Annotated in this window: 19 protein-coding genes and 5 pseudogenes; 16 read left to right on the plus strand and 8 right to left on the minus strand. The window is 63.1% G+C overall.

Features of this window, described 5'->3' with window-relative positions; genetic code table 11:
• Positions 1–4: 4 nt before the first annotated feature.
• From cpaB to H9L14_RS07965, 7 genes and pseudogenes are all read left to right on the plus strand, one after another.
• Positions 5–1,032, plus strand: a pseudogene (gene cpaB, locus H9L14_RS07935) (Flp pilus assembly protein CpaB).
• Positions 1,033–2,460 (plus strand): type II and III secretion system protein family protein, encoded by a 1,428-nt coding sequence (locus H9L14_RS07940; RefSeq protein WP_187707676.1) that lies wholly within the window; start codon positions 1,033–1,035, stop codon positions 2,458–2,460. It abuts the pseudogene before it with no gap.
• 29 nt (positions 2,461–2,489) lie between these two features.
• Positions 2,490–3,128, plus strand: coding sequence for a CpaD family pilus assembly lipoprotein (locus tag H9L14_RS07945; RefSeq protein WP_187707677.1), 639 nt, complete (start codon positions 2,490–2,492; stop codon positions 3,126–3,128).
• A complete protein-coding gene (locus H9L14_RS07950; protein WP_187707678.1) occupies positions 3,128–4,411 on the plus strand; it encodes a pilus assembly protein CpaE in 1,284 nt (427 codons plus the stop codon). Before H9L14_RS07945 ends, H9L14_RS07950 begins: the two co-directional genes overlap by 1 nt.
• 54 nt (positions 4,412–4,465) lie before the next feature.
• The gene (locus H9L14_RS07955) at positions 4,466–5,437 is read left to right on the plus strand and encodes a type II secretion system F family protein (RefSeq protein ID WP_187707679.1); all 972 of its coding nucleotides are present in this window, start codon (positions 4,466–4,468) and stop codon (positions 5,435–5,437) included.
• A gap of 15 nt (positions 5,438–5,452) precedes the next feature.
• The gene (locus tag H9L14_RS07960; RefSeq protein WP_187707680.1) at positions 5,453–6,442 is read left to right on the plus strand and encodes a type II secretion system F family protein; all 990 of its coding nucleotides are present in this window, start codon (positions 5,453–5,455) and stop codon (positions 6,440–6,442) included.
• 117 nt (positions 6,443–6,559) lie between these two features.
• Positions 6,560–6,829 (plus strand): hypothetical protein, encoded by a 270-nt coding sequence (locus H9L14_RS07965; protein ID WP_187707681.1) that lies wholly within the window; start codon positions 6,560–6,562, stop codon positions 6,827–6,829.
• A 36-nt stretch (positions 6,830–6,865) separates the two neighbouring features.
• On the opposite strand, the gene glyS is transcribed toward H9L14_RS07965, so the two are convergent.
• Together glyS and H9L14_RS07975 are read right to left on the minus strand one after the other, a co-directional pair.
• Positions 6,866–8,896 carry a glycine--tRNA ligase subunit beta gene (gene glyS / locus H9L14_RS07970; protein ID WP_246444584.1) on the minus strand — a complete coding sequence of 677 codons (2,031 nt, stop codon included), beginning with the start codon at positions 8,894–8,896 and terminating at the stop codon, positions 6,866–6,868.
• Positions 8,897–8,943: 47 nt separating this feature from the next.
• Positions 8,944–9,804: a glycine--tRNA ligase subunit alpha gene (locus H9L14_RS07975; protein WP_187707683.1), complete on the minus strand. Its 861-nt coding sequence runs from the start codon at positions 9,802–9,804 to the stop codon at positions 8,944–8,946.
• Between the two features lie 132 nt (positions 9,805–9,936).
• On the opposite strand from H9L14_RS07975, the gene H9L14_RS07980 reads away from it, so the two are divergent.
• The 7 genes and pseudogenes from H9L14_RS07980 to H9L14_RS08005 all read left to right on the plus strand — a co-directional run bounded on the left by H9L14_RS07980 (position 9,937) and on the right by H9L14_RS08005 (position 13,944).
• Positions 9,937–10,836 (plus strand): TraB/GumN family protein, encoded by a 900-nt coding sequence (locus H9L14_RS07980; protein ID WP_187707684.1) that lies wholly within the window; start codon positions 9,937–9,939, stop codon positions 10,834–10,836.
• Between the two features lie 242 nt (positions 10,837–11,078).
• Complete coding sequence (locus H9L14_RS07985) at positions 11,079–11,408, plus strand: TraB/GumN family protein (protein WP_187707685.1); 330 nt, start codon at positions 11,079–11,081, stop codon at positions 11,406–11,408.
• A pseudogene (locus H9L14_RS17410) lies at positions 11,375–11,563 on the plus strand (TraB/GumN family protein); the annotation flags it as partial. The gene H9L14_RS07985 and the pseudogene H9L14_RS17410, both read left to right, overlap by 34 nt.
• 56 nt (positions 11,564–11,619) lie before the next feature.
• Positions 11,620–11,889 (plus strand): annotated as a pseudogene (locus H9L14_RS07990) (TraB/GumN family protein); the annotation flags it as partial.
• A gap of 110 nt (positions 11,890–11,999) precedes the next feature.
• Positions 12,000–12,680, plus strand: coding sequence for a 50S ribosomal protein L25/general stress protein Ctc (locus H9L14_RS07995; RefSeq protein ID WP_187707687.1), 681 nt, complete (start codon positions 12,000–12,002; stop codon positions 12,678–12,680).
• Between the two features lie 86 nt (positions 12,681–12,766).
• Positions 12,767–13,348 (plus strand): aminoacyl-tRNA hydrolase, encoded by a 582-nt coding sequence (pth, locus tag H9L14_RS08000; RefSeq protein WP_187707688.1) that lies wholly within the window; start codon positions 12,767–12,769, stop codon positions 13,346–13,348.
• Positions 13,345–13,944 carry a TIGR02466 family protein gene (locus tag H9L14_RS08005; protein ID WP_187707689.1) on the plus strand — a complete coding sequence of 200 codons (600 nt, stop codon included), beginning with the start codon at positions 13,345–13,347 and terminating at the stop codon, positions 13,942–13,944. The genes pth and H9L14_RS08005 overlap by 4 nt, the downstream gene beginning before the upstream one ends.
• Here the strand turns inward: H9L14_RS08005 and H9L14_RS08010 are convergent, their stop codons facing one another.
• Complete coding sequence (locus H9L14_RS08010; RefSeq protein WP_187707690.1) at positions 13,945–14,631, minus strand: alternative oxidase; 687 nt, start codon at positions 14,629–14,631, stop codon at positions 13,945–13,947. It abuts the gene before it with no gap.
• A 136-nt stretch (positions 14,632–14,767) separates the two neighbouring features.
• On the minus strand, positions 14,768–15,466 hold the full coding sequence (locus H9L14_RS08015; protein ID WP_187707691.1) for a glutathione S-transferase N-terminal domain-containing protein: 699 nt from the start codon (positions 15,464–15,466) through the stop codon (positions 14,768–14,770).
• Positions 15,467–15,621: 155 nt separating this feature from the next.
• On the opposite strand from H9L14_RS08015, the gene ychF reads away from it, so the two are divergent.
• Positions 15,622–16,722: a redox-regulated ATPase YchF gene (gene ychF, locus H9L14_RS08020; RefSeq protein ID WP_187707692.1), complete on the plus strand. Its 1,101-nt coding sequence runs from the start codon at positions 15,622–15,624 to the stop codon at positions 16,720–16,722.
• Here the strand turns inward: ychF and H9L14_RS08025 are convergent.
• From H9L14_RS08025 to H9L14_RS08040, 4 genes and pseudogenes are all read right to left on the minus strand, one after another.
• Complete coding sequence (locus H9L14_RS08025) at positions 16,712–16,906, minus strand: hypothetical protein (RefSeq protein ID WP_187707693.1); 195 nt, start codon at positions 16,904–16,906, stop codon at positions 16,712–16,714. The two genes, ychF and H9L14_RS08025, sit on opposite strands and share 11 nt — an antisense overlap.
• Positions 16,903–17,450: pseudogene (locus H9L14_RS17015) on the minus strand (phosphatase PAP2 family protein). Before H9L14_RS17015 ends, H9L14_RS08025 begins: the two are co-directional and overlap by 4 nt.
• Before the next feature lie 111 nt (positions 17,451–17,561).
• On the minus strand, positions 17,562–20,171 hold the full coding sequence (locus tag H9L14_RS08035; RefSeq protein WP_187707694.1) for a TonB-dependent receptor: 2,610 nt from the start codon (positions 20,169–20,171) through the stop codon (positions 17,562–17,564).
• Between the two features lie 111 nt (positions 20,172–20,282).
• A pseudogene (locus H9L14_RS08040) lies at positions 20,283–21,871 on the minus strand (tetratricopeptide repeat-containing sulfotransferase family protein).
• A gap of 62 nt (positions 21,872–21,933) precedes the next feature.
• Here H9L14_RS08040 and H9L14_RS08045 point away from each other — a divergent pair.
• On the plus strand, positions 21,934–22,386 hold the full coding sequence (locus H9L14_RS08045) for a MaoC family dehydratase (protein WP_187707695.1): 453 nt from the start codon (positions 21,934–21,936) through the stop codon (positions 22,384–22,386).
• The last annotated feature ends 35 nt before the right edge of the window (positions 22,387–22,421 follow it).

The following is a 22,421-nucleotide window of genomic DNA, read 5'->3' on the forward strand; positions in this document are numbered from 1 at the left end:
CGCCATGAATGTTAAGAAGATCATGCTGCTCGTGGGAGCGCTCGTGATCGCGGCAGTAACCGCAATCATGGCCAAGAACATGTTCGCGGGGCCGGTGCCGAGCAGGCGCAGGCAGCAGCGGCAACTCCGGCCGTTCCGGTCGGACCGAAGGTTCTGGTGGCCCGCAAGGACCTGCCGGTCGGCACCATCATCGATGCCGAGAGCCTCACCTTCCAGCCCTGGCCGAAGGAAATGACGCAGAGTGCGTACTACACGGAAGGCGCTCCGGACGCTGATATGTCCAAGCTGCTGGGTACCGTCGTGCGCTATCCCGTTACTGCCGGCCAGCCGATGACCCGCGGCGCCCTTGTCGGCCCGAACGATCGCGGCTTCCTTGCCGCGGCGCTTGGCCCGGGCATGCGTGCGATCACGGTTCCGGTGAACTCGTCGACCGGCGTCGCCGGCTTCGTCTTCCCGGGTGACCGCGTCGACATCGTCCTGACCCAGGAAGTCGCGGGCGGTGGCGATGGCCCGCCGCTCAAGGTTTCCGAGACTGTCGTCCGCAACGTTCGCGTCCTCGCGACCGACCAGCGCACCGACAGCAAGGGCGAAGATGGCAAGACCCTGGTCAAGACTTTCTCGAACGTCACGCTGGAGGCAACTCCGCGCATCGCCGAGAAGGTCGCCGTCGCCCAGAGCATCGGTCAGCTGTCGCTGTCGCTGCGCTCGATCGCCGACAATACGTCGGAGCTGGAGCGCGCGATCGCCTCGGGCGAGGTGAAGGTCCCGGAAGGCACCAACCCCTCCCAGGAGCGCCAGATGCTGCTGGCGGTCGCCAATCGGCCGATCGATACCAATACGACCTATTCCACCGGTGGTGATGTCTCGCGCTTCCAGCGCCGTAGCGTCCCTGCCCGCGCGCCCGCTTCGGGTGGTGGCCAGGTCTCGAATGCCGCCCTTGCGGGCGGAGCGTCAGCGGGAGTTGCGGCCGGTCCGGTCGTTCGTGTTGCCCGCGGCAATAATGTCACCGTCGTTCCGGTGGGAGCTCGCTAAATGACCTGTCGTTCCAAAACTCGCCGGGCTCGTCTCGGCACCGCCTTCGTGGCCCTGGCGATCGGCCTCGGCACGGTGGCGGCTCCGGCCCCGGCCGTTGCCCAGTCGGGCGCGGCGCGTCCGTCGGAAACGCTGAACCTCAGCGCCGGCACGGGGACCCTCGTTCGCCTGCCCGCCCCGATGAGCGACGTGTTCGTCGCCAACGATGCGGTCGCAGACGTCCAGGTTCGCTCCAACCGCCAGCTGTACATCTTCGGCAAGGGCCGCGGCGAAACCACCGTCTATGCGACGGGCGCCAATGGCAAGGTTGTCTACGCAGCCAATGTACGCGTCGGCAACAACCTTGGTTCGGTCGACGAGATGCTTCGCCTGGCAATGCCGGAAGCGAACGTCCGTGCAACCCCGATGAACAACCTCGTGCTCCTCACCGGCACGGTCGCTTCGCCGACCGACGTCGAGGAGGCCCAGCGCCTGGTCCAGGCCTATGTCGGTGAAGGCACCCAGGTGGTCAGCCGCCTGCGTTCCGCGACACCGCTGCAAGTCAACCTGAAGGTCCGCATTGCCGAGGTGAACCGCTCCCTGCTCAAGCAGGTTGGCGTCAACCTCCTGACGAAGGATCTCACCGGCGGCTTCCAGTTCGGTATCGGCCAGGGCAATCCCGGCACGATTACGGGCGCAGGAAAGACGTTCAATGTCAGCTCCGTCGGCACCACTCTTGGCGCTGCCGGCAAGCTGTTCGGCCTCGACATCCTGAGCACTCTGGATCTCGCAGAGACCGACGGCTTCGTCACCACGCTCGCGGAGCCGAACCTGACCGCGCTCTCGGGAGAAACCGCAAGCTTCCTCGCAGGCGGGGAATTCCCGATCCCGATCTCGCAGTCGCTCGACTCGATCTCGATCGAGTACAAGCAATACGGTGTCGGTCTCGCCTTCACACCGATCGTCCTTGCGGACGGCCGGATCTCGATGCGCGTCCGTCCCGAGGTCAGCGAGCTTTCGAACGAAGGCAGCGTCAAGACTGGCGACTTCACCGTTCCAGCGCTGACTACCCGCCGCGCTGAAACGACGGTGGAGCTCGGCTCCGGCCAGAGCTTCATGATCGCCGGCCTGCTTCGGAACTCGTCGTCCAATGACATCGAGAAAGCTCCGTTCCTCGGCGACCTGCCGATCCTCGGCGCCCTCTTCCGCTCGACGCGCTTCCGTCGCGCCGAGACGGAGCTGGTGATCGTCGTCACTCCGTATCTCGTCCGGCCGGTTTCCAACCAGCTCGCCTTGCCGACCGATGGACTGCGCATGCCGTCCGACCCGGTACGTGTGATCGAGGGCCAGTCCTACAGCAGCCAGGGCCGCCCGGCGGCTTCGGCTCCGGCACCCGCTCCTGCCTTCGGTGGCGCAGCGGCTGCCGCAACTCCGGGGTTCAAGCTGTGATCCGCCGCTTCATCAGGAAGGATGCCAAGATGGCTTCGAAAACCGCACTCCTGCTCGTCGCAGCGGCACTCTCGGGTTGTGCATACCACCCGGGACCCGATCCCGAGGCGGGCATGGCGGCTGTGCATGTTCCGGTCGTCAGCCGCGCGGACTATGTGTTCGATGCGGCCGCCCCCGGCGGAACGCTTGCTCCCTCGGAAGCAGCGCGTCTCGACGCCTGGTTCAACAGCCTGGACCTTCGTTACGGCGACAGCGTCTACGTTGACGGGGGCCCCTACTCGGAAGCCGCTCGGGCCCAGGTTGCCGACATTGCCGGCAACTACGGAATGCTGGTCTCGCAAGGAGCTCCGGTGACCGCCGGCGCCGTCGGCTCAGGCAATGTCCGCGTTGTCGTCAGCCGCAACGTCGCTAGCGTTCCGGACTGCCCGAATTGGGAGCGCAAGTCGCAGCCCAATTACAACAACCGGATGCTTCCGAACTACGGCTGCGGCGTGAACTCGAACCTCGCCGCGATGGTCGCGAACCCCGAGGATCTGATCCACGGGCGTGAGGGCAGCGGCATTGGCGATGCGGCAACGGCTTCGCGGGCGATCAACGCCTACCGCACCGCTCCGACGACCGGCAGCAAGGGTCTGCAGGACATCAGCACGAAGAAGGAAGAAAAGTGATGAACGCTCCGTTCCAGGCACGCGCCGGGCTGCGAGATCCATTCCAGGCCTTCGTTTGCGACGATGCGACTGCTGACATGCTGCGTCCCGTGGCTGTCGAGCACGGCTGGTCGCCGGAGAAGGTCAACAAGGGTGGTCTGCGCAATGCGGTCCAGTCGCTGTCGGTCTCCGCGAGCCCGAACATCCTGTTCGTCGACCTGTCGGAGTCCGCTGACCCGCTGAACGACATCAACGCGCTTGCGGAAGTCTGCGAGCCGGGGACGATCGTGATCGCATCGGGCCAGGTCAACGATGTCCGCCTGTATCGCGACCTCGTCGCCAGCGGCATCCACGACTACCTTCTAAAGCCATTCACGGTCGATCACCTGCGAGACACCTTTGCACACGCCCAGACAATTCTATCGGGGCCGCGCGGCGAGGCGCAAGTCGACAAGCCGCACATCATGGCCGCCGTCATGGGCGTCCGTGGAGGCGTCGGCGCCTCGACCATCGCGACTTCGCTCGCATGGCTGCTTGGTGAGAAGGCTCATCGCTCCACCGCTCTGCTCGACCTCGACATCCACTTCGGGACCGGCGCCCTTGCGCTCGACCTGGAGCCGGGCCGCGGTCTGACCGACGCGATCGAGAACCCAAGCCGCATCGACGGCCTGTTCATCGAGCGCGCAATGGTTCGTGCGAACGAGCGTCTTTCGGTCCTTTCGGCCGAGGCTCCGATCCATCAGCCGCTGATTACGGACGGCACCGCCTTCTTCCAACTTCAGGAAGAGATGCGGAACGCGTTCGAATCGACGGTGCTCGACCTGCCGCGCCACATGCTGATCCAGTATCCGCACATGGTGCACGATGCGCACGTTGCCGTGGTTGTCTCCGAGCTCACGCTCGCCGCCACCCGCGACACCATCCGTATCCTCGCCTGGCTGAAGTCGAATGCCCCGCAGACCAAGGTGATCGTCGTTGCCAACGGCGTCCCCTCGGGCGGCGCGCTGGAGATCAGCCGCAAGGACTTCGAGCAGTCGATCGAGCGTCCTGTCGACATCGTCATCCCGCATGACGGCAAGCTGGCTGCCCAGGCTGCCAAGCTCGGCAAGCCGATGGCGGAAGTTGCGACAGGCAAGATGGCTGCGCCCTTCTCGACCCTCGCGAACATGGTTCTGAGCCATGCGACCGAAGAGGGTGCGAGCGGAAGCGCCGGCAGCAGCAGCGAAGGAGTCGCCGCTGGCGCCAAGTCGCTGGTCGATAATCTTAAGTCGATGCTCAACAAGCCTAAGGCAAAAGCGGCTTAATCGGGCTGCGCTCGGCTTCCTGCCGGGCGCATTGGGGAAGGATTGGATGGTCGAATGCTGTTGACCCTCATCATCGTCCTGGGCGGCGTCGCAGCGCTTGTGCTCATGCTCAACGCCGCGCGCGGCCCTTCGGCATCGAAGGCCCTCAAGCGCCGCGTCGAGATGATCAAGGAGCGACACGGCGATGCTATCGCCGCCAGCGCCCAGGCGCAGATTCGCAAGCTATTTGCGAACCGGACAACCAGCCACATCGAAGGTCTGGCGTCGACGATCATCCCGAAGCCTGCGCTCTTGCGCAAGCGTATCGAGATGACGGGCCGAAACATCACGCTCGCGCGCTACCTCATGATCTCGGTCGGCCTCGCGGTCGTCGTGATGGTCCTGCTACTGATGCGCGGAGCACCGTTCCTGCTTGGACTGTTTGCCGGCCTGTTCGTTGGCATCGGCCTGCCGCACATGGTCATCGGCAAGATGATCAAGCGCCGCGTCGCCAAGTTCAATTCGAACTTCCCGGATGCGATCGAGCTGATGGTTCGCGGGCTTCGCTCCGGTCTTCCGATCACCGAGACGCTCGGCATCGTGTCGAGCGAAATCCCGGGCCCGGTTGGACTCGAGTTCCGCGCCGTATCCGACAAGATGAAAATCGGCCGCACCATGGAAGCGGCCCTGCAGGAGACTGCAGATCGCCTCGGCACGCCCGAGTTCCAGTTCTTCGTGATCACTCTGGCCATCCAGCGCGAGACCGGCGGCAACCTCGCCGAGACTCTCTCGAACCTGGCCGACGTGCTTCGCAAGCGTGCACAGATGAAGCTGAAAATCCGCGCCATGAGCTCGGAATCAAAGGCATCGGCGTACATCGTCGGCGCCCTGCCCTTCATCGTGTTCGGCCTCGTTTACATGATGAACCCCGATTACATGGGCGGCTTCTTTGTCGACCAGCGCTTGATCGTGGCCGGCCTTGGCGCCCTCTGCTGGATGGGCATCGGCGTCTTCATCATGGCCAAAATGGTTAACTTCGAGATCTGAGGGGGACGGTTAGACATGCCTACTGGAGGCCCCACTCTTCTCGGCTTCGACGTCATCCTGATCGCGACGATCCTAAGTGGTATCGCGACAATGGCGGTGATGACCGCAATCTATGCGGCGACGACCGTCAAGGATCCCATGGCCCGCCGCGTCAAGGCGCTCAACGAGCGCCGCGAGCAGCTGAAGGCCGGCATCGTTGCGTCGACCAACAAGCGCAAGAAGCTCACGAACAAGAGCCAGGCGGCGGACCGCGTCCGTTCGATCCTGAGCCAGTTCAAGATGCTTCAGGACGATCAGCTGAAGAAGGTCCAGACCAAACTGATGCAAGCAGGTATCCGTACCAAGGATCTCGCCTTCTTCATCATCGCCGCGCGGTTCCTCCTGCCGGTGGCGCTCGGCCTGACCGCCGTCGTGCTGATCTACGTCGTCGATTATTGGCCGGCATGGTCATGGCTGCGCCGTTACATGACGGTCGCCGCCATCCTGGTCGGCAGCTACAAGGCGCCGGACATCTGGCTGAAGAACAAGGTCACCAAGCGCAGCCATGCGGTGCGCAAGGGCCTCCCCGACGCGCTCGACCTCCTGGTCATCTGCGCCGAGGCCGGCCTCACCGTCGACGCCGCCTTCGGCCGTGTCGCGAAGGAGTTGGGCAAGGCCTATCCGGAGCTGGGCGACGAGTTCGGCCTGACCGCGATCGAGCTGGGCTTTCTAGCCGAACGCCGTAACGCTTTCGAGAACCTCGCCACCCGCGTCGATCTGGAAGCGGTTCGCGGCGTGGTCACGACCATGATCCAGACCGAGAAATACGGTACTCCGCTGGCGTCCGCACTTCGCGTGCTGTCGGCCGAGTTCCGCAACGAGCGCATGATGCGCGCCGAGGAAAAGGCCGCGCGCCTTCCGGCCATCATGACCGTTCCGTTGATCCTGTTCATCCTGCCGACCCTCTTCATCGTCATCCTGGGTCCGGCGGCATGCGCGATCAGCGATAACTTCCTGAACACGTGATCCAAGCTGAGTGGGGGTGCCGCCCGCGTCGAAAGACGCGGGCGGTTTCCGCTTGTGCTGGAACCATTGCCCGCGCCCGCGCTTGTTACCTGAACGGAACAATCGAGGGATTGCGCAATGACCGCCTTTACCCAGGACCAGTGGATCATCCTTGCGCTGGTTTTCGTCCTAGGAATTCTGCTCGGCATCTTCCTGACCGCCGGCGGACGCAAGAAGTGGAAGACCCGCTATTACGACGAGCGCACGCGGCTCGAGACTCGCGAGCGCGAGTACAACGACCGCGAAACGCACTGGGCAAACCAGGAAAAGGAATGGCGCGAGCGTGACAGCCTGCGCGCCGCAGCGATCAAGGACCGCGGTGACCCGGCCGACGAACGGCCGCTATGATGCGCGCAGCCTAGTCCAGAGGACTAGGCGAGCACATTATCCTTCGATCTTCGAGAAGTCCGCGACGCGGTTCACGGCGTCGCGGAACCGTGCGAGCAGGTTTAGCCGGCGCTCGCGCTTGGCGGCATCCGGATCGTTAACGGTGACCTTGTCGAAGAACGCATCGATCGGACGGCGAAGCTGCGCCAGTGCTCGCATCGCTCCGGTGAAGTCCTCGGCCTCGACAGCCTTGCTTGCTTGAGGGTCGGCTGCATCGAGCGCCTGAATGAGCGCCGCCTCTTCCGGCTCCAGCTCCTGCCCGCCTGAAGCCGCGGTCGACTCCCACTTCTCCTTCTTCAGGATATTGGCCGCCCGCTTGTACGCCGTGAGCAGGTCCGCACCGTCTTCGCCTTCGACGAAGCTCTGCAGCGCCTTCACCCTCGCCAGAAGCCGGACGAGATCATCCTCACCTCCAAGCGCAAACACCGCATCGATCAGGTCGTGTCGAACGCCAGCATCGCGCTGCTGCACCTTCAGACGATCAGCGAAGAAGTCCAGAATGTCGGGCGCTGTCCGATCCAGTCGATGCGCGTCCGCAGCCTCTCCCGATTGACCGGCGCGGTTCGCCAATGTTCCGCGCACTGCGGTGATGAGCGGAAGCCGCAGCGAGTTGCGTACGATCAGCTCGATCGACGAGATTGCGGCTCTGCGAAGTGCGAATGGGTCCTTTGACCCGGTTGGCTTCAACTCAACGCCAAAGAACGCGGAGATAGAATCCAACCTGTCGGCAAGCGCCAAAGCAATGGTCGCAGGCGATGTCGGAACGTTGTCACCCTGCCCCGCCGGCTTGTAATGATCGCGGATAGCTTCGGCGACTGCCTTTGGCTCGCCCTGCCGCTCTGCGATGTAGCCACCGACGACGCCCTGCAACTCGGGGAACTCGCCGACCATGCCAGTGACGAGATCCGCCTTCGCCAGCCTTGCCGCGCGCTCAACCTGGCCTGCGTCCGCGTCCTTCACGACGCCTTCTTCGACCAGCCACCGAGCCAGCTTCGCCACACGTTCGACCTTGTCGGCGATGGTCCCGAGCTTCTCGTGGAAGACGATCCCGGAGAGTTTCACGGCCTGCTCTTCGAGGGAAACCTTGAGGTCTTGCTCCCAGAAGAAGCGCGCGTCGGCAAGGCGCGCAGCGAGCACTCGGCGATTGCCTTCGACGATCGCCTCTCCGCCGTCCTTTGCATCGATGTTCGCGACGCAGACAAAGGCGGGCGCGAGCACTCCCAGGTCGTCCGTGCAGGCGAAATATTTCTGGTTCGTCCGCATGGTGAGGACGATCACCTCGCGCGGCACGTCGAGATAGTCGGGATCGAAGCGCCCGAGCAAAGGCACCGGCCACTCGGTCAGGCCCGCATTCTCAACGACCAGCCCTTCGTCGGGGACGAGCTGCAGCTTCGCGTCCGCTGCCGCCTTCGCAGCACCGTCGCGGACGATCCGCTCGCGCTCTTCCTGATCGACGATCACGTGGCAGGCGCGCAGCTTCTGCGCATAATCGTGCGCACCGCCGATGGTGATCGGACCCGGATGATGAAAGCGATGACCAACCGTCGTCGCCCCGGACGCAATATCGTCGATCTGCACCGGGACGATGTCCTCGCCAAGCAGGGCGACAATGCCGTGAAGCGGTCGCACCCAGCGCAGGGAGGCCGTGCTTTCCGATGCTGCACCCCAGCGCATCGACTTCGGCCACGGAAAGCCCGCGACGATTCTCTCGACGATCGGGCCGAGCAGGTCGCGCATCGCCTGCCCCGGCCTCTCGACCACCCCGAAATAGACGCCATCGCGGTCCTCGAGCCGTTCGCGTGTCAGACCCGTCTTGCGTAGGAACCCGTCGAGGGCCTGCTCCGGAGCGCTCGTCCGAGGACCCTTCAGCTCTTCGCTGACCGCCTGCGTTTCGAGCGGCAGGCCACGGGCAACCAGCGCAAGCCGTCGCGGCGTCGACCAGACGTCGATCGCTTCGGCCGCCACACCCAGCGCATCCAGTTCCTGCGCGACCAGCCGAGCCAGGTCGTTCCGCGCTCCGGCCTGCATGCGTGCCGGGATCTCCTCGGACCGCAACTCAAGCAGGAAGTCCGCGCTCACGCCTGCCACCCGTTGGTTTCCATCCAGGTCGCACACGCCGCCTTCGCGAGGTCGCGCACCCGGCCGATGTAGGCCTGCCTCTCGGCAACGGAGATCACGCCCCTCGCCTGCAGCGTGTTGAAGATGTGGCTGGCCTTGATCGCCTGCTCATAGGCCGGGATCGGCAGCTTGTTCGCGACGCAATTCTCGGCTTCGGCGGCGGCCTTGCGGAAGAGATCGAACAGGCTCTCCGTGTTGGCGACCTCGAAATTGTAGCGCGACAGCTCTTTCTCGTTCTCGAGGAAGACGTCACCGTAGCTCACGCCGGCATCGTTGAACTTGAGGTCGAAGACGTTGTCGGCGCCCTGGATGTACATCGCCAGCCGCTCGAGCCCGTAGGTCAGTTCACCTGAGACGGGCTTGCAGTCGAAGCCGCCAACCTGCTGGAAATAGGTGAATTGGGTGACTTCCATCCCGTCGCACCAGACTTCCCAGCCGAGCCCCCAGGCGCCGAGTGTCGGGCTCTCCCAATCGTCCTCGACGAAACGGATGTCGTGCTTCAACGGATCGATCCCGATCTGGGCAAGGCTCCCGAGATAGAGTTGCTGAAGGTCCGGCGGGCTCGGCTTCAGCAATACCTGGTACTGATAGTAGTGCCCGAGCCGGTTCGGGTTCTCGCCATAGCGGCCGTCGGTTGGCCGCCGCGAAGGCTGGACGTAGGCCGCCTTCCACGGGTTAGGCCCGAGCGCGCGCAACACCGTCGCCGGGTGGAACGTCCCCGCCCCCATCTCCATGTCGTACGGCTGCAGCAGCACGCACCCTTGCGCGCTCCAATAGCGATGCAACGTGAGGATCAGGTCCTGAAAGCTGAGGGCCAAGGCGGTTCGCGTTTCACTGTTGGTCTGGAGTTTCCGCGAGGCTTTGGCGCATCCTCCGCGACCCGGCAAGTGGACGCCGGGCAGTTGCGTTCATACATCCGGGGTCAAGGAACGCGTCTCCAAAGGAATTCCATGCTCTCCAAACTGATCCGGCGCGGGCTTGCAGCCCTTGGCCTTGCGACGATGGCCATTGCGCCGACGGCGACCGCACTCGCTCGTTCGAACAGCGGCCCTGCGTTGTGGCAGGTCTCCGACAAGGACACGACGATCTACCTGTTCGGTACCATCCACCTCCTGCCGAAGGATTCCCGCTGGCGGACCCCGAAGTTCGAGAAGGCGGTGGAAGGCTCGCAATCGCTCGTGCTTGAGACGCTGATCGACACGGCCAACCCGCAGCAGCTCGCCGGAATCATGGCCGCGCTCGGCTTCTCCAGCGGCCTTCCGCCGATCGCCAGCCGTGTGCCTGCGGACAAGCGCGCCGCGCTCGAAGCAGCAATCGCGAAGACCCAGATCCCGCGCCCGATGTTCGACCGGATGGAGACCTGGGCGGCCTCGTTCACTTTGCTCGGCGTGCAATTCCAGACGCTTGGAGTCGAAGGCGAACAGGGCGTCGAAGCAGTTCTGCGCCAGTCCTTCACCGCCGCCGGCAAGCCGGTCGGGCAGCTCGAGACGAACCAGGAGCAACTCACCTTCTTCGACCGGCTTCCCGAGGATGCGCAACGTCAGCTTCTCGAAGGCGCGATCGAGAACCCGGTCGAGATGAAGAAGCAGTTCGGCGACATGCTCCAGTCGTGGCTGAGCGGCGACGTCGACAAGATTGGCAATTCGTTCAACCGCGACCTGCAAAGCTCGCCCGAACTGAGGGCCGCGCTGCTCACCCGCCGCAACTTCAATTGGAGCCAGTGGATCGAGCGCAGGATGGCTCAGCCGGGCACTGTAATGGTCGCCGTCGGCGCCGGCCATCTGGCGGGCGAGTCATCGGTCCAGAAGTATCTCCAAAGCCGCGGTTACAAGGTAAAACGCCTGCAATAAGCGGCCGGCGCTTCAGCTCGTCGCGAATTCTTCGCTTCCCGCTGTTTTTGCTAGACATTTCTTAATCACTCAGTGACCATCATTGCCGGGTATCGGGCTGGGGGCCACGATGAACCGGATACTGGGACGCGCATTTGCGTGCAGGAGGCGAAACGGGGCGTTTAGGCGCCCGCGAACGCTGAATGATGTCCTGGTAACCGATGCGTCCCACCTCCCCCGCCGTCTGGGTGTGGAGACCTGGGATGATTGCTGCGCTGATTGCCGCCGCGATTTCGACATCGGCACCTGCCGGACCACCCGTGCAGGCGTCGGTCCCGAACGCCCGCCCCGCGCTTTACGTCGTGAACGACGAAGACACGGTCATCTATCTCTTCGGCACCTTCCACGCGCTCGACGGCAAGAGCGAATGGTTCAACGACGAGGTCCGGACGGCCTTCAGCGGCTCTGACGAGTTGGTCCTTGAAACGCTCGTTCCGACATTTCTCCTCAAGAAGCCGCCCGTCCAACGGACGCCCCTCAGGGTCTCGGCATTCAGCCGGTGGGTCCCTTCGCGGGCTCTGCGTCCTTCCTGACGACCAGCAAGACAGTCATGTCGGCTGGGCGCTCGCAGGGCATGTCGACCGACCAGGGCGCAGACGCCGTCCTTCGCGAAGCCGCCGATGAAATCGGAATGCCGGTCGGCGGGCTCGAGAGCTTCGAGTTCCAGCTTGGGATGTTCGCCAGGATGCCCGGCGCCAAGGGCCTTCGAACCCCGAAGAGGCCGCCCGGACAAAAGCTTCCGTCGCGGCGATGCTCGAGCAGCTCCAGGCCGCCTGGAACCGCGGCGACATCGAGAGCTTCACGCCGATGCTGGAGCAGATGGAGGCGCGCTCGCCGGAAACGTACAAGCTGCTCTTCAACGACCGGAACAGCCGCTGGGCGCAATGGATCGCGCGCCGTCTACAGCAGCCGGGCGTGGTCTTCGTCGCGGTCGGCGCAGGCCATCTCGCAGGCAAGGACAGCGTCCAGCATAAACTGGGCCAATACGGCATCCGAACCGCCCGGATTAACTGACACCACCGTAACTTGCCTTAGAGGCGCCTCTAACCTATAGGCGCGCCCTTCCTGGCCATGGTCATCCCTGGAGGCGTGGCGGGAAGTAACTCTATCAAGGAATACGCAACATGAGCGATCAGCTGACGCTGCCCGCCGAGACGCGCGAACGGAACGGCAAGGGAGCCTCCCGTGAACTGCGTCGTGATGGACGGGTACCCGCCGTGGTTTACGGCCAGAAGAAGGACCCTCTTTCGATTCACGTCGAAGAGAAGCTCCTCTCCAAGATGCTTTCGAGTGGCCACTTCATGAACTCGGTCGTGATGGTCGAGGTTGGCGGAAAGCCGACCCGCACGCTGCCGAAGGCGGTGGACTTCCACCCCGTCACGAGCCGTCCGATCCACGTCGACTTCCTGCGCATCAGCGAGCACACCAAGGTGAACGTGAACGTTCCGGTCCGCTTCGACAATGAAGAGGACTCACCGGGCCTGAAGCGCGGCGGCGTTCTCAACGTTGTCCAGCACGAGCTCGAGCTGGTCTGCGACGCGGCGCACATCCCGAACGAGATCCACATCCCGCTCGACGGACTGGAGATCGGCGATTCGATCCACATCAGCCAAGTGAAGCTGCCTGACGGCGTATCCGTCGCCAATCAGGACGAAGACTTCACCGTCGCCACCATTGTCGCCCCGTCGGCGATGAAGGCCGAAGAGGAAGAAGCCGCGGCTGAGGGCGAGGTTCCGACCGTCGGTGAGGAAGGTGAAGAAGGCGAAGGCGAAGGCGGAGCTGCCGAGGGCGGCGAAGAAGCCTAAGCTTCCTCAACTTGCGAATACGGAAGCCGCTCACCCGAAAGGGTGGGCGGTTTCTTTTTGTGGGCCGCTCACGCTAGGTGGACGCGATGCAGATCTGGGTGGGCCTCGGAAATCCTGGCGCGAAATATGCGCTTCACCGACACAACGTCGGGATGATGGCTGCCGACATCATCGCCGAGGTGCATGGCTTCGGCCCCTGGACAAAGAAATTCCGAAGCCTGATCTCGGAAGGCCGGATCGGCCGCCACAAGGTGCTGCTGGTAAAGCCGCAGACCTTCATGAACGACAGCGGCGACGCGGTTCAGCAGGCGCTGCACTTCTACAAGCTCGACGAGGAGGCGCTGACCGTCTTCCACGACGAACTCGACCTCGCACCGTTCAAGGTGAAGGTACGCGTCGGCGGCGGCCTGGCGGGCCACAACGGCCTCCGTTCGATCAATGCCTCGCTAGGCCCAGACTTCCGCCGCGTCCGCATCGGCATCGGCCACCCCGGCCCCGGCCAGAAGGAGAAGGTCACGCCGCACGTGCTTGGCAACTATCACAAAGCGGAGATGGAGGATCTCTCCGACATGCTGGCCGCGATCGCAGCCGAAGCAAACTGGCTGGCGGACGGTGACGAAGTGCGCTTCATGAGCGAAGTCGCCCGCCGGATGCAGGACGAGACATGACCGTCCGTAATCTCTTCGTGACCCCACTTTACGAAGCTCAGATTGCCGACGACGCATTGCTGGCGGAGCTAGCCCATTCAATCCGCAGCCTCGCCGAAGACGATGAGGCCGGACAGCGCTGGTCGAAGGAGCATCGCTATGTCGGCTACACCAGCTACGCGTCGCTCAATGACCTTCCGAAGCGCGACCCAGTCATCGGCGACCTGGCCAAGATCCTAACGAAGCACGCCGCGGCTTTCGCCGACGACTGCGCGTTCGATCTTCCACGCAAGCCGCGCCTCGACAGCCTCTGGGCGAACCTTCTACGCGGCTCGGGTCATCACAGCGCACACATCCATCCGCACAGCATCATCTCGGGAACGCTCTACGTGGAGGTGCCGAAAGGCTCCGGCGCGATCCGCTTCGAGGATCCGCGGCTGCCGATGATGATGGCCGCCCCGACCCGCCAGGCAAACTCGCCGGAAAAGCTTCAGCCTTTCGTCGCGGTGGAGCCCTACCCCGGGCTCCTGCTCCTGTGGGAAAGCTGGCTTCGGCATGAAGTGCTGCCTGCCGCCGCGAAGGGCGACCGGCTCAGCATTTCCTTCAATTTCGCCTGATCAGGCGGCCAGCTTGATCCCGGTGTCGTGGTACGGCGACGGCGCAATCCTGGCCTTGTCGACAGGCAGCCCGTCAAGCTCGTTGGCGAAGCCGTGGTTGACATCGCGATGGTGCGCCTCGTCCGCCCGGACGACCAGAACCACGTCCCGCAGAGTCGAGCCTTCCGGCAGGTTCCAGTAGCGCTTGGCGATCTCGGGCGCGGGCACGTTCTTGCTGCGCCCCTCATCGATCTCCTTGAGGTAGAGAGTGTAGCTCAGCACCGCCTCCTCCTCGAAATAGCCGACGATCCGGTGCGCAGTCTTCGAAGAGACCAGGTAGAGCGCGAAGAAGGCCAGGTAGAACACCCACTGGACGCCCATGATGACGAGGCGCTCGAACATGGTCGGCTTCGCAACCTCGATGAAGGTCATCAGGTGCATCCGCTCATTCTCGGCTTCGTCCATCAGGGTGCGGATCCAACCCTTGTCGTCGCACATGCGGCGGAGGCACTTGAGGTGGTTGATGGTCGCGCCGACCATTCCGGGGACCGCCGCGACTGTTTCCAGGACAATCGCGCGATGGCCGTAGCGCTTGGCGAAAAAGGTATCGGCGCAGAAGCGCAGCATCTTGGTGAAGCCATAGGCAATTCGGTCCGAAACGCCGGTGGGCTGATGGTGGACTGACAGATCAACGATTGGGGCCGACACTCTTCATTCTCCCGTCTCTACAAACAGAAGCAGATGCGAGGGATCATCCCGGCATCTGCTCGGCGAGGGCGGATTAGAAGAGCGCCAGGCGCGCGTGGATAGAGGATTATACGTACGCCCGGCGTAACGCCGACCGTCAGTCCTTTGACGGGATCTTCAGGCCGCGCTGGACGGCAGGACGGTCGAGACCGCGCTCGAGCCACGCCTGAACGTTCTTCATCGGCGCGTAGTCCACCAGTTCGGCTGCATCATAGAAGGTGATCAGATTGCGGACCCATCCGAGCAGCGAGATGTCGGCGATGGTATAATCGTCCATCACCCATTCCCGGCCCGCGAGCCGGTTGTCGAGAACGTTCAGCAGCCGCTTTGACTCGTCGGCGTACCTCTGAAGCGGGCGTTTGTCCTCCCAGTGCCGTCCGGCGAACTTGTGAAAGAAACCGACCTGGCCAAAGAACGGACCGATGTGGCCGACCTGCCAGAACACCCACTGAAGCGTCTCGTAGCGGCGGGCTCCCTCCGGCAGAAGCATACCCGTCTTGTCGGCGAGGTAGGTCAATATCGCTCCGGATTCGAACAGCGCGAGCGGCTTCCTGTCGGGCCCGTTCGGATCGATAATCGCCGGGATCTTCCCGTTCGGGTTCAGCGACAGGAATTCCGGGGTCCAGCTCTCATTGTCGCCGATCACGACCAGGTGAGGCTCGTACGGAAGCCCCGTTTCTTCCAGCATTATCGAAGCCTTCACGCCGTTGGGCGAGTTGATGGAATAAAGCTGGAGGATGTCGGGATTCTCGGCCGGCCAGCGGCGCGAAATCGGGAATGCGGAGAGGTCGGCCATGAAGTTCAGCTAGGGAGCCGCTAGCGCTGTTGCAAACCGCTGTTGAGGAATTCCTCCGCCTTGCCTAAATGCCCGCCAAACCCCGTCATTCGAAACGCAGTGACGCGATCCAGCGGTGGATTGCCGCGCCACGATGACAAGATCTCGGAGTACTCATGGGCTTTCGCTGCGGCATCGTCGGCCTGCCGAATGTCGGCAAATCCACGCTCTTCAATGCGCTGACCGAGACTGCGGCCGCGCAGGCGGCCAACTATCCATTCTGCACGATCGAGCCGAACGTCGGCCGCGTCGCTGTTCCGGATGAGCGGCTGGACCGCGTCCGCGACATTGCCAAGTCGGCCCAGGAAATCGAGACCCAAATCGAGTTCGTCGACATCGCCGGACTCGTCCGCGGCGCATCGCAGGGCGAAGGCCTCGGCAACCAGTTCCTCGCAAACATCCGCGAGGTTGACGCGATCATTCACGTCCTGCGCTGCTTCGAGGGCGGCGACGTGACCCACGTCGAGGGACGCGTCGATCCCATCGCCGATGCCGAAACGGTCGAGACGGAACTGATGCTCGCGGACCTCGACAGCCTCGAGCGCCGCGTGCCGAACCTCGTCAAGAAGGCGCAGCAGGGCGACAAGGAAGCGAAGATCGAGGCTTCCGTGCTCGGCCAGGCGCTCGATCTTTTGCGGGAATCCAAGCCCGCCCGCCTGACAAAGCCGAAGGACGCCGAAGAAGAAAGGGCCCTCGCCCGCGCTCAGCTTCTGACTGCGAAGCCCATTCTATACGTCTGCAATGTCGACGAAGGCGAAGCAGCAGCCGGCAACGCCCTATCCGAACGCGTGTTCGAGAAAGCAGCCGCGGAGGGCGCAAGGGCGGCCGTCATCTCCGCCGCGATCGAGGCAGAGATCGCTACTCTTCCAGCCGAGGAGCGCGACGCCTTCCTGTCGGACCTCGGCCTGCACGAAACCGGTCTCAACCGCATGATCCAGGCAGGTTACGAGCTTCTCGGCCTGATTACCTTCTTCACCGCCGGCCCGAAGGAGTCGCGCGCTTGGACGGTGCGCCGTGGCGCCAAGGCTCCGGAAGCGGCAGGCGTCATCCACTCGGACTTCGAGCGCGGCTTCATTCGCGCCGAGACCATCGCCTACGACGATTTCATCAAGTTCGGCGGAGAGACGGGCGCGAAGGAAGCGGGCAGAATGCGCGCGGAAGGCAAGGAGTATGTCGTGCAGGATGGCGACATCCTGCTCTTCCGCTTCAACGTCTAGCTTCGCGGAACAGCATCGCCGCAAGCAATCCGGTGAACACCAAGGCGATCCAGCGGAGCGACTGCGAGATGTGCGTGCCTGCGACCGAGACATCGAAGCCGACGACAAGTCGGTAGAGGTGCGCCAGCGCGATCAGCAGGAAGATCGCCGCAGCGAACATCGTAAAGGGGCGTCGAGCAGTCATGCCGTCCTCCCTGGGTTGAACCTCAGGCTTATAGCGTAAAGAAGCAGCGCCCACACCAGCCCGTAGGACCAGCCCCCAATCACGTCGCTCGGCCAGTGTACGCCAAGAACGACCCGACTAAGCCCCACGAGGAGGGCAGCCAGGACGGCAATACCGAGCCATATCTGCCGCCGCTCCTGCGGGCCAGAAAGAGCGCGAGTGCGACGTAGGTCATCATCGCATTGGCGGAATGACCGCTAGGAAAGCTCAGGCTGTGAACGACGACCAAGTGCGGATCTTCCGCCGGGCGCATCCGGTTGAATTCATACTTCTGAACTTCCGTAATTGCCTTCCCCAGCAATGGACCGACGACCAGGATGACCGCCGGCCAATGCTGCTTCCGAACGACCAGGACGAATCCCCCGATCACCGTGAGCAACGCCACAATGCGGCCGTCGCCCAACATGGTGATGAGCCGCGCAGAATCGGCCAGCGCCGGACGATGTCCGCCATAGACTTCGTTGAGAACGTCGCGGTCCATATTACCGGTGCCGAACAACAGCATGCTCAGCCAGACCAGCACGAGGCCGCCGACCAGTCCCAGGACCGGCTTGTTTAATCGGATTTCAGTCACGTCAGGCGCCCAACGCTGTCAGGCGCCTTCCTGCTCCCCGCCTTAGAACTTCGTGCCGACCCTGATACCGAGAGTACGCGGCCGGCCCGGGACGATGTGGACGTTCGTACAGATGCTGCACGACACAGAACGCGACAATTGGTTGCGCTTGTCGAACACGTTCGTGGCGAACAACTCGACGCTGTACTTGCTCCAATCAAAGCCCGCGAACAGGTCGACCAATGTGTACGAAGGCAACGTCCCGGTCACGAGATTGTCGTCAATCCTGAGAGCCGAACGAGCCGAGCCCTGGTGGACAATCGCCACCTGTCCATGTGCCCTGCCCGGTCCGACGTTCCAGGTGTAGCGCGCGGTTCCAGTCACCTTGAACTTCGGAGTGACCGGAAGACGCGATCCCTTCGGTGCCGTGATTTCGTCGTCCGGCACGCCGTCACAGTTCGGCGCTGTGTCGGCGGCTATTGCGCAAATGTTCTGCTTGGTCTTGGCGTCGGTATATGCCGCCGCCGCGTTCAGCGTGAGCCCGCCGTGCACGTAATTGATGTCGGTCTCAATACCGTTGATCCTGGCATCGCGGCCGTTCTGAACGACGGTCAGGCTGTTCTCACCAAGGAAACTGAACTGAAACTTCTTCCACTCCTGGTGATAGATGGCGCCGTTCCAACGCAGTGGTCCGAGTGTAGTCTTCCAGCCCAGCTCGTAGTTGATCAGGAAGTCCGGATCGTAAGGCGCGAGGCCCGGCTGCCGGTTGATGCCGCCAGGCCGGAAGCCCTTCGACCAGGTTGCATAGAACAACAGGCCCTCGCGCGGCTTCCAATTGCCGTTGAATCGATAGGTCCAACCTGAATCCTTGCTCTGCTTCGGCTTCAGTTTCCCGTTTGCGAACGTCGCGACGTTGATGCACGGAGTGCCCGAGAGAACGCCGTCGAGGATGAGCGTCGTGTCGGTACCGTTGATCTGCGATTCCCGAAGCGTGTCGCCGCTGGTTGTGTAGCATTGAGCCACGCCGGTCTTGGTGCTGTACACCGCATTCGGCACGATCGACGGGTCTATAGGATCGCCGTTAGCGTCCTGAATAAACAGCGGGTCGCGTCCAAACCCGGCAAAACCGAACACGGTGTTGTCGAACTTGTACCAGCGGCCACCGCCGGTGAGCGTGATTTGCGGCGTTACGTCGAAGCTGGCTTCGCCGAAGATCGCATAGTCGCGATCGATACGCTTCTGCTTGGTCAGCCAGATCAGGCCGGGACGTCCATTGACCGACAGGCTATCAGCCAAATTATCGACGTGATATTCTTGGAGGATGTCGTTCGATTGGCGCTGGTAGAATGCGCCTGCGATCACCCGGAACGGCTTGTCCGCCGGCGACGAAACGCGCAGCTCCTGGCTCATCTTTTTGAAGTTGTTGCCGCCCGTGATGTACTGGCGCGGATCGATCGGATCGCCGTTATTATCGAAATAATACTGATAGTTCGCGATGCCGCCGTAGCTTTCGTAATAGGCATCATAGGCGTCCGCGTAATCAGTGTAATCATTGGTCCCGTGGTTCGGGCGATGCATGTAAGCACCGGCGTAGGTGATGTCGAAATTACCGACCTTGCCTTCGACGGTCAGCGCATATTGGGTGAACTTGTCCCGGCCCGGCTCTTTGCGGAACCGCTGGGTTTCCAGATCGCCTAGCCGCTCGTCGTAATACCAGACCCCGCGCGTCTTCGAATTCTGGTGCATGATCGTCGGGGTGACGGTCCAATTCTCGTTGAGGTCGATCTTCAGCGCAGCGCGCCCGCCATAGGTGGTGTTGGTGTTGAAGTTCTTCTTTACGAAGGCCGCGTTGTCAGCGTGGAAGCCGTTTCGAACGCAGCCGATGGTGTCGCCTGTGTCGGGGTCGGTGACTACGTCGCCGCAATAATCGCGGGTCCCGCGAACGTTATCGATGTATCCTGCGTCACGCTGCCAGAAAGCGACACCGCGAAATGCGATGTTGTCCGACACGGGGAGGTTGATCATCCCTTCGAGGCTTCCGCCCACGCCGCCGTTCGCGACCGTATTGAGCTCTGCATCAACCCTGCCATCGGTCACCCCGAGTTCGGGCTTGTTGGTGATGATGCGGATCGTGCCGGCTTCGCTCGATGCACCGTACAGGGTGCCCTGCGGGCCGGCGAGGCTCTCGATGCGGGCGATGTCGTAGATGTGGACGTCGAGCGTACCGCCGATGGTGGTGACCGGCTGCTCGTCGAGATAGGAGCCAACTGAAGGCAGCGAGCCAGTGTGGTTGCCATCTCCGCCCGTCGCGACGCCGCGCATGTAAACGACCGTGTAGCCCGGCGCCGCCGTTTGGAAGCTGACCGACGGCAGCTGCTTCGTGTAGTCCTCGAAGTTCGAGATGTTCAGCTGGTCGAGGCGGCGAGTGCCGATCGCCTGCACGCTAATCGGGACGTCCTGGAGATTCTCCTCGCGCTTCTGCGCGGTGACGATGATCTCGTCGGAGTCCGATGGCTGAGAGGCCGGAGTCGCAGCAGGCGCCGTCGGCGCGGGTGCCGCTTCAGGCGCTGTAGGTTGGGTTGTGTCGGTGGTAGTTTGTGCAAAGGCTGGCGTAGCGATCGCCGTCGTTGCGAGAAGTCCAAACGTAAAAGCGCGCAGTGTGCGAGCGGTCATGATTGCCCCCAATCGACCAATGTGTCCGCATAGCGGCAGAGCCACGACGGCTTGTCAACGGCCAAACGTTGCGTAGCCGACACATACTCGGCGAACTGTGACCTCGCCGCTTCAGAATGTGACCGGGGCGTCCGGATAAGCATTGAGAACCGGCCCCAATGCCTCCTTCAGCGGCCCGAGGTGCGGTTCGTATGAAATCCACTCCTCGGTCGCGTCGCGGTAGATTGGCCGGCGGACCTGCTCGGAGCTCGGAGTCCTCACCGCCCGGTCGGTTTCGTAGAACGACAGGCACGCCGGCTCGAACTCGAGTCCGCAATAATCGAGCAGCGCCCGAATCTCACGCTCGGTATCGTCGACCATCCGCTCGTAGATCACCCGGTGGACACGTCCCGGAAGGACATTGTCGACATGGGCCATCAGCCGGACATAGTCGGAGTAATAGCGGCCGAGATCTTCGAGGTCGTAGGTGAAGTCCTGCCCCGCGCGAAATGCTGGCGGTAATTCGAGAAGCAGCAGCCGAGCGGATGCCGCCGCGCATCGATGATCTTCGCATTGGGAAGCACGAGCTGGATGAACGGCACGAACGTCCAGTTGTTCGGCAGCTTGTCGACAAAGAACGGCCGATCAGTCCGGCGCTGCACAGCGCTTCGCTTCAGATACTCTTCTCCGGCTTCCTTCCGCTCTTCGACACTGAGCCCGACCGCGGATGTCGGATAATTCCCTCTCCCGCGAGCGATCGCCGGCATGTCCGGCAGTTCGGACGTTCCCTCGACGAGGCTGTGCGAGGACAGGATCTGCTCGACCAGGGTCGATCCGGCGCGAGGCATGCCAACGATGAAGATCGGGTCTGGGGCCGGGCTTCCGCCAGGGCTCTTCAGGACTTCGGCAGTGAAAAGCTCGATGCTTCGATCGACGAGCTGGCTCAAATGGCCGGCGTTGAACGGGTGGTATTTGCGCCGAAGCCTATTCCCCGCTTCGAGATGTGCGAAGGCGGTATCGCTCCGGCCAAGGTCGTGGTGCGCCTTGGCCAGCGCGAACTCGACATGGAACCGGTCGTCGTCCCTGAGGTCTGAGCGCCCGAGCGCTTGCTCCATCGCCGCAATGTCCCCCTCGGAGAAACGGACGGTCTTGAGATTGGCCAGGCTCCACCAGACTTCTCCAAGGGCCGGGTTTAGCTCGATCGCCCGGCGATAGGCCGCTATCGCCTCGTCCAGGCGCCCGACAGTTTTGAGCATGTGGCCATAGCTCATCAGCACTCGAGGCTGGTTCGGCGCGCGGTCCAGCACTTGCCGATAGAGTTCCAAAGCCTGCTCGAAATCACCGAGCCGACCGAGCGTGGCCGCCTTGAGGTTCAGGTGTCCGACGCGGTCGGGTTCCGCCTCGAATATTTCGTCGAGCAGCCCGAGCGCTTCCGACGGTCGCCCGAGCCGCCCCAGGACCATCGCGAGGTTCGCTCGCGCGGCGGTAAAATTCGGGTCGATCTCCAGTGCGCGCCGCAACAGTGTTTCGGAATCCTTGAGCCGTCCGATGCGCGCCGCCAGTTCGGCGAGCATGCGGATCGCGCGAACGTCGAACGGATCGTCCTGCAGGTGCGGCTTCAGCAAGCGCTCGGCTACGTCGAGGCGATTCTCGTTGAGCGCGGCCGCGGCCTCGATGAGCCGCGGATGCCAATGCCCTGCCCTTGTTGCCTCGGTCCCCACGCCTGTTTCGTAGCCTGCCCTTTGGCCTCGCGCCAAGCGGTACTGCCAGCTATGCGCTGCCGATGCGTTATTTCGAGGATCTGGAAATCGGGGCCGAGACCTACTTCGGCTCGTATGCAGTCACTCGCGAGGAAGTCCTGGAGTTCGCGCGGAAATACGATCCGCAGCCTTTCCACCTTTCCGACGAGGCAGCGGCCAGGACGCACTTCGGGCGCCTCGCGGCAAGCGGTTGGCACACTTGTGCGATGACAATGGCGGTGATCGCCCGCCACGTCGTCGAGGAAGAGCAGGCCGGCCTCGGCTCGCCGGGCGTCGACGAGCTCCGGTGGCTGAAGCCCGTCTATCCGGGCGACACGCTTCACGTCCGCGGAAAGATCATTGAAACACGGCCTTCGCAGTCGAAGCCGCATCTAGGGTCGTTCCGAACGGAGACGACGGTCACCAACCAGGACGACGTCCCGGTTATGCGATTCGCGTCGATCGTGCTGATCCTGCGCCGGCCAGACCAAGCCTGAAGTAAACGCCGGAGCGGCACGCAGCCGCCTCGGCG

The sequence above is a fragment of the Sphingomonas sediminicola genome, assembly GCF_014489515.1.
GTDB classification, from domain to species: Bacteria; Pseudomonadota; Alphaproteobacteria; order Sphingomonadales; family Sphingomonadaceae; genus Sphingomicrobium; species Sphingomicrobium sediminicola.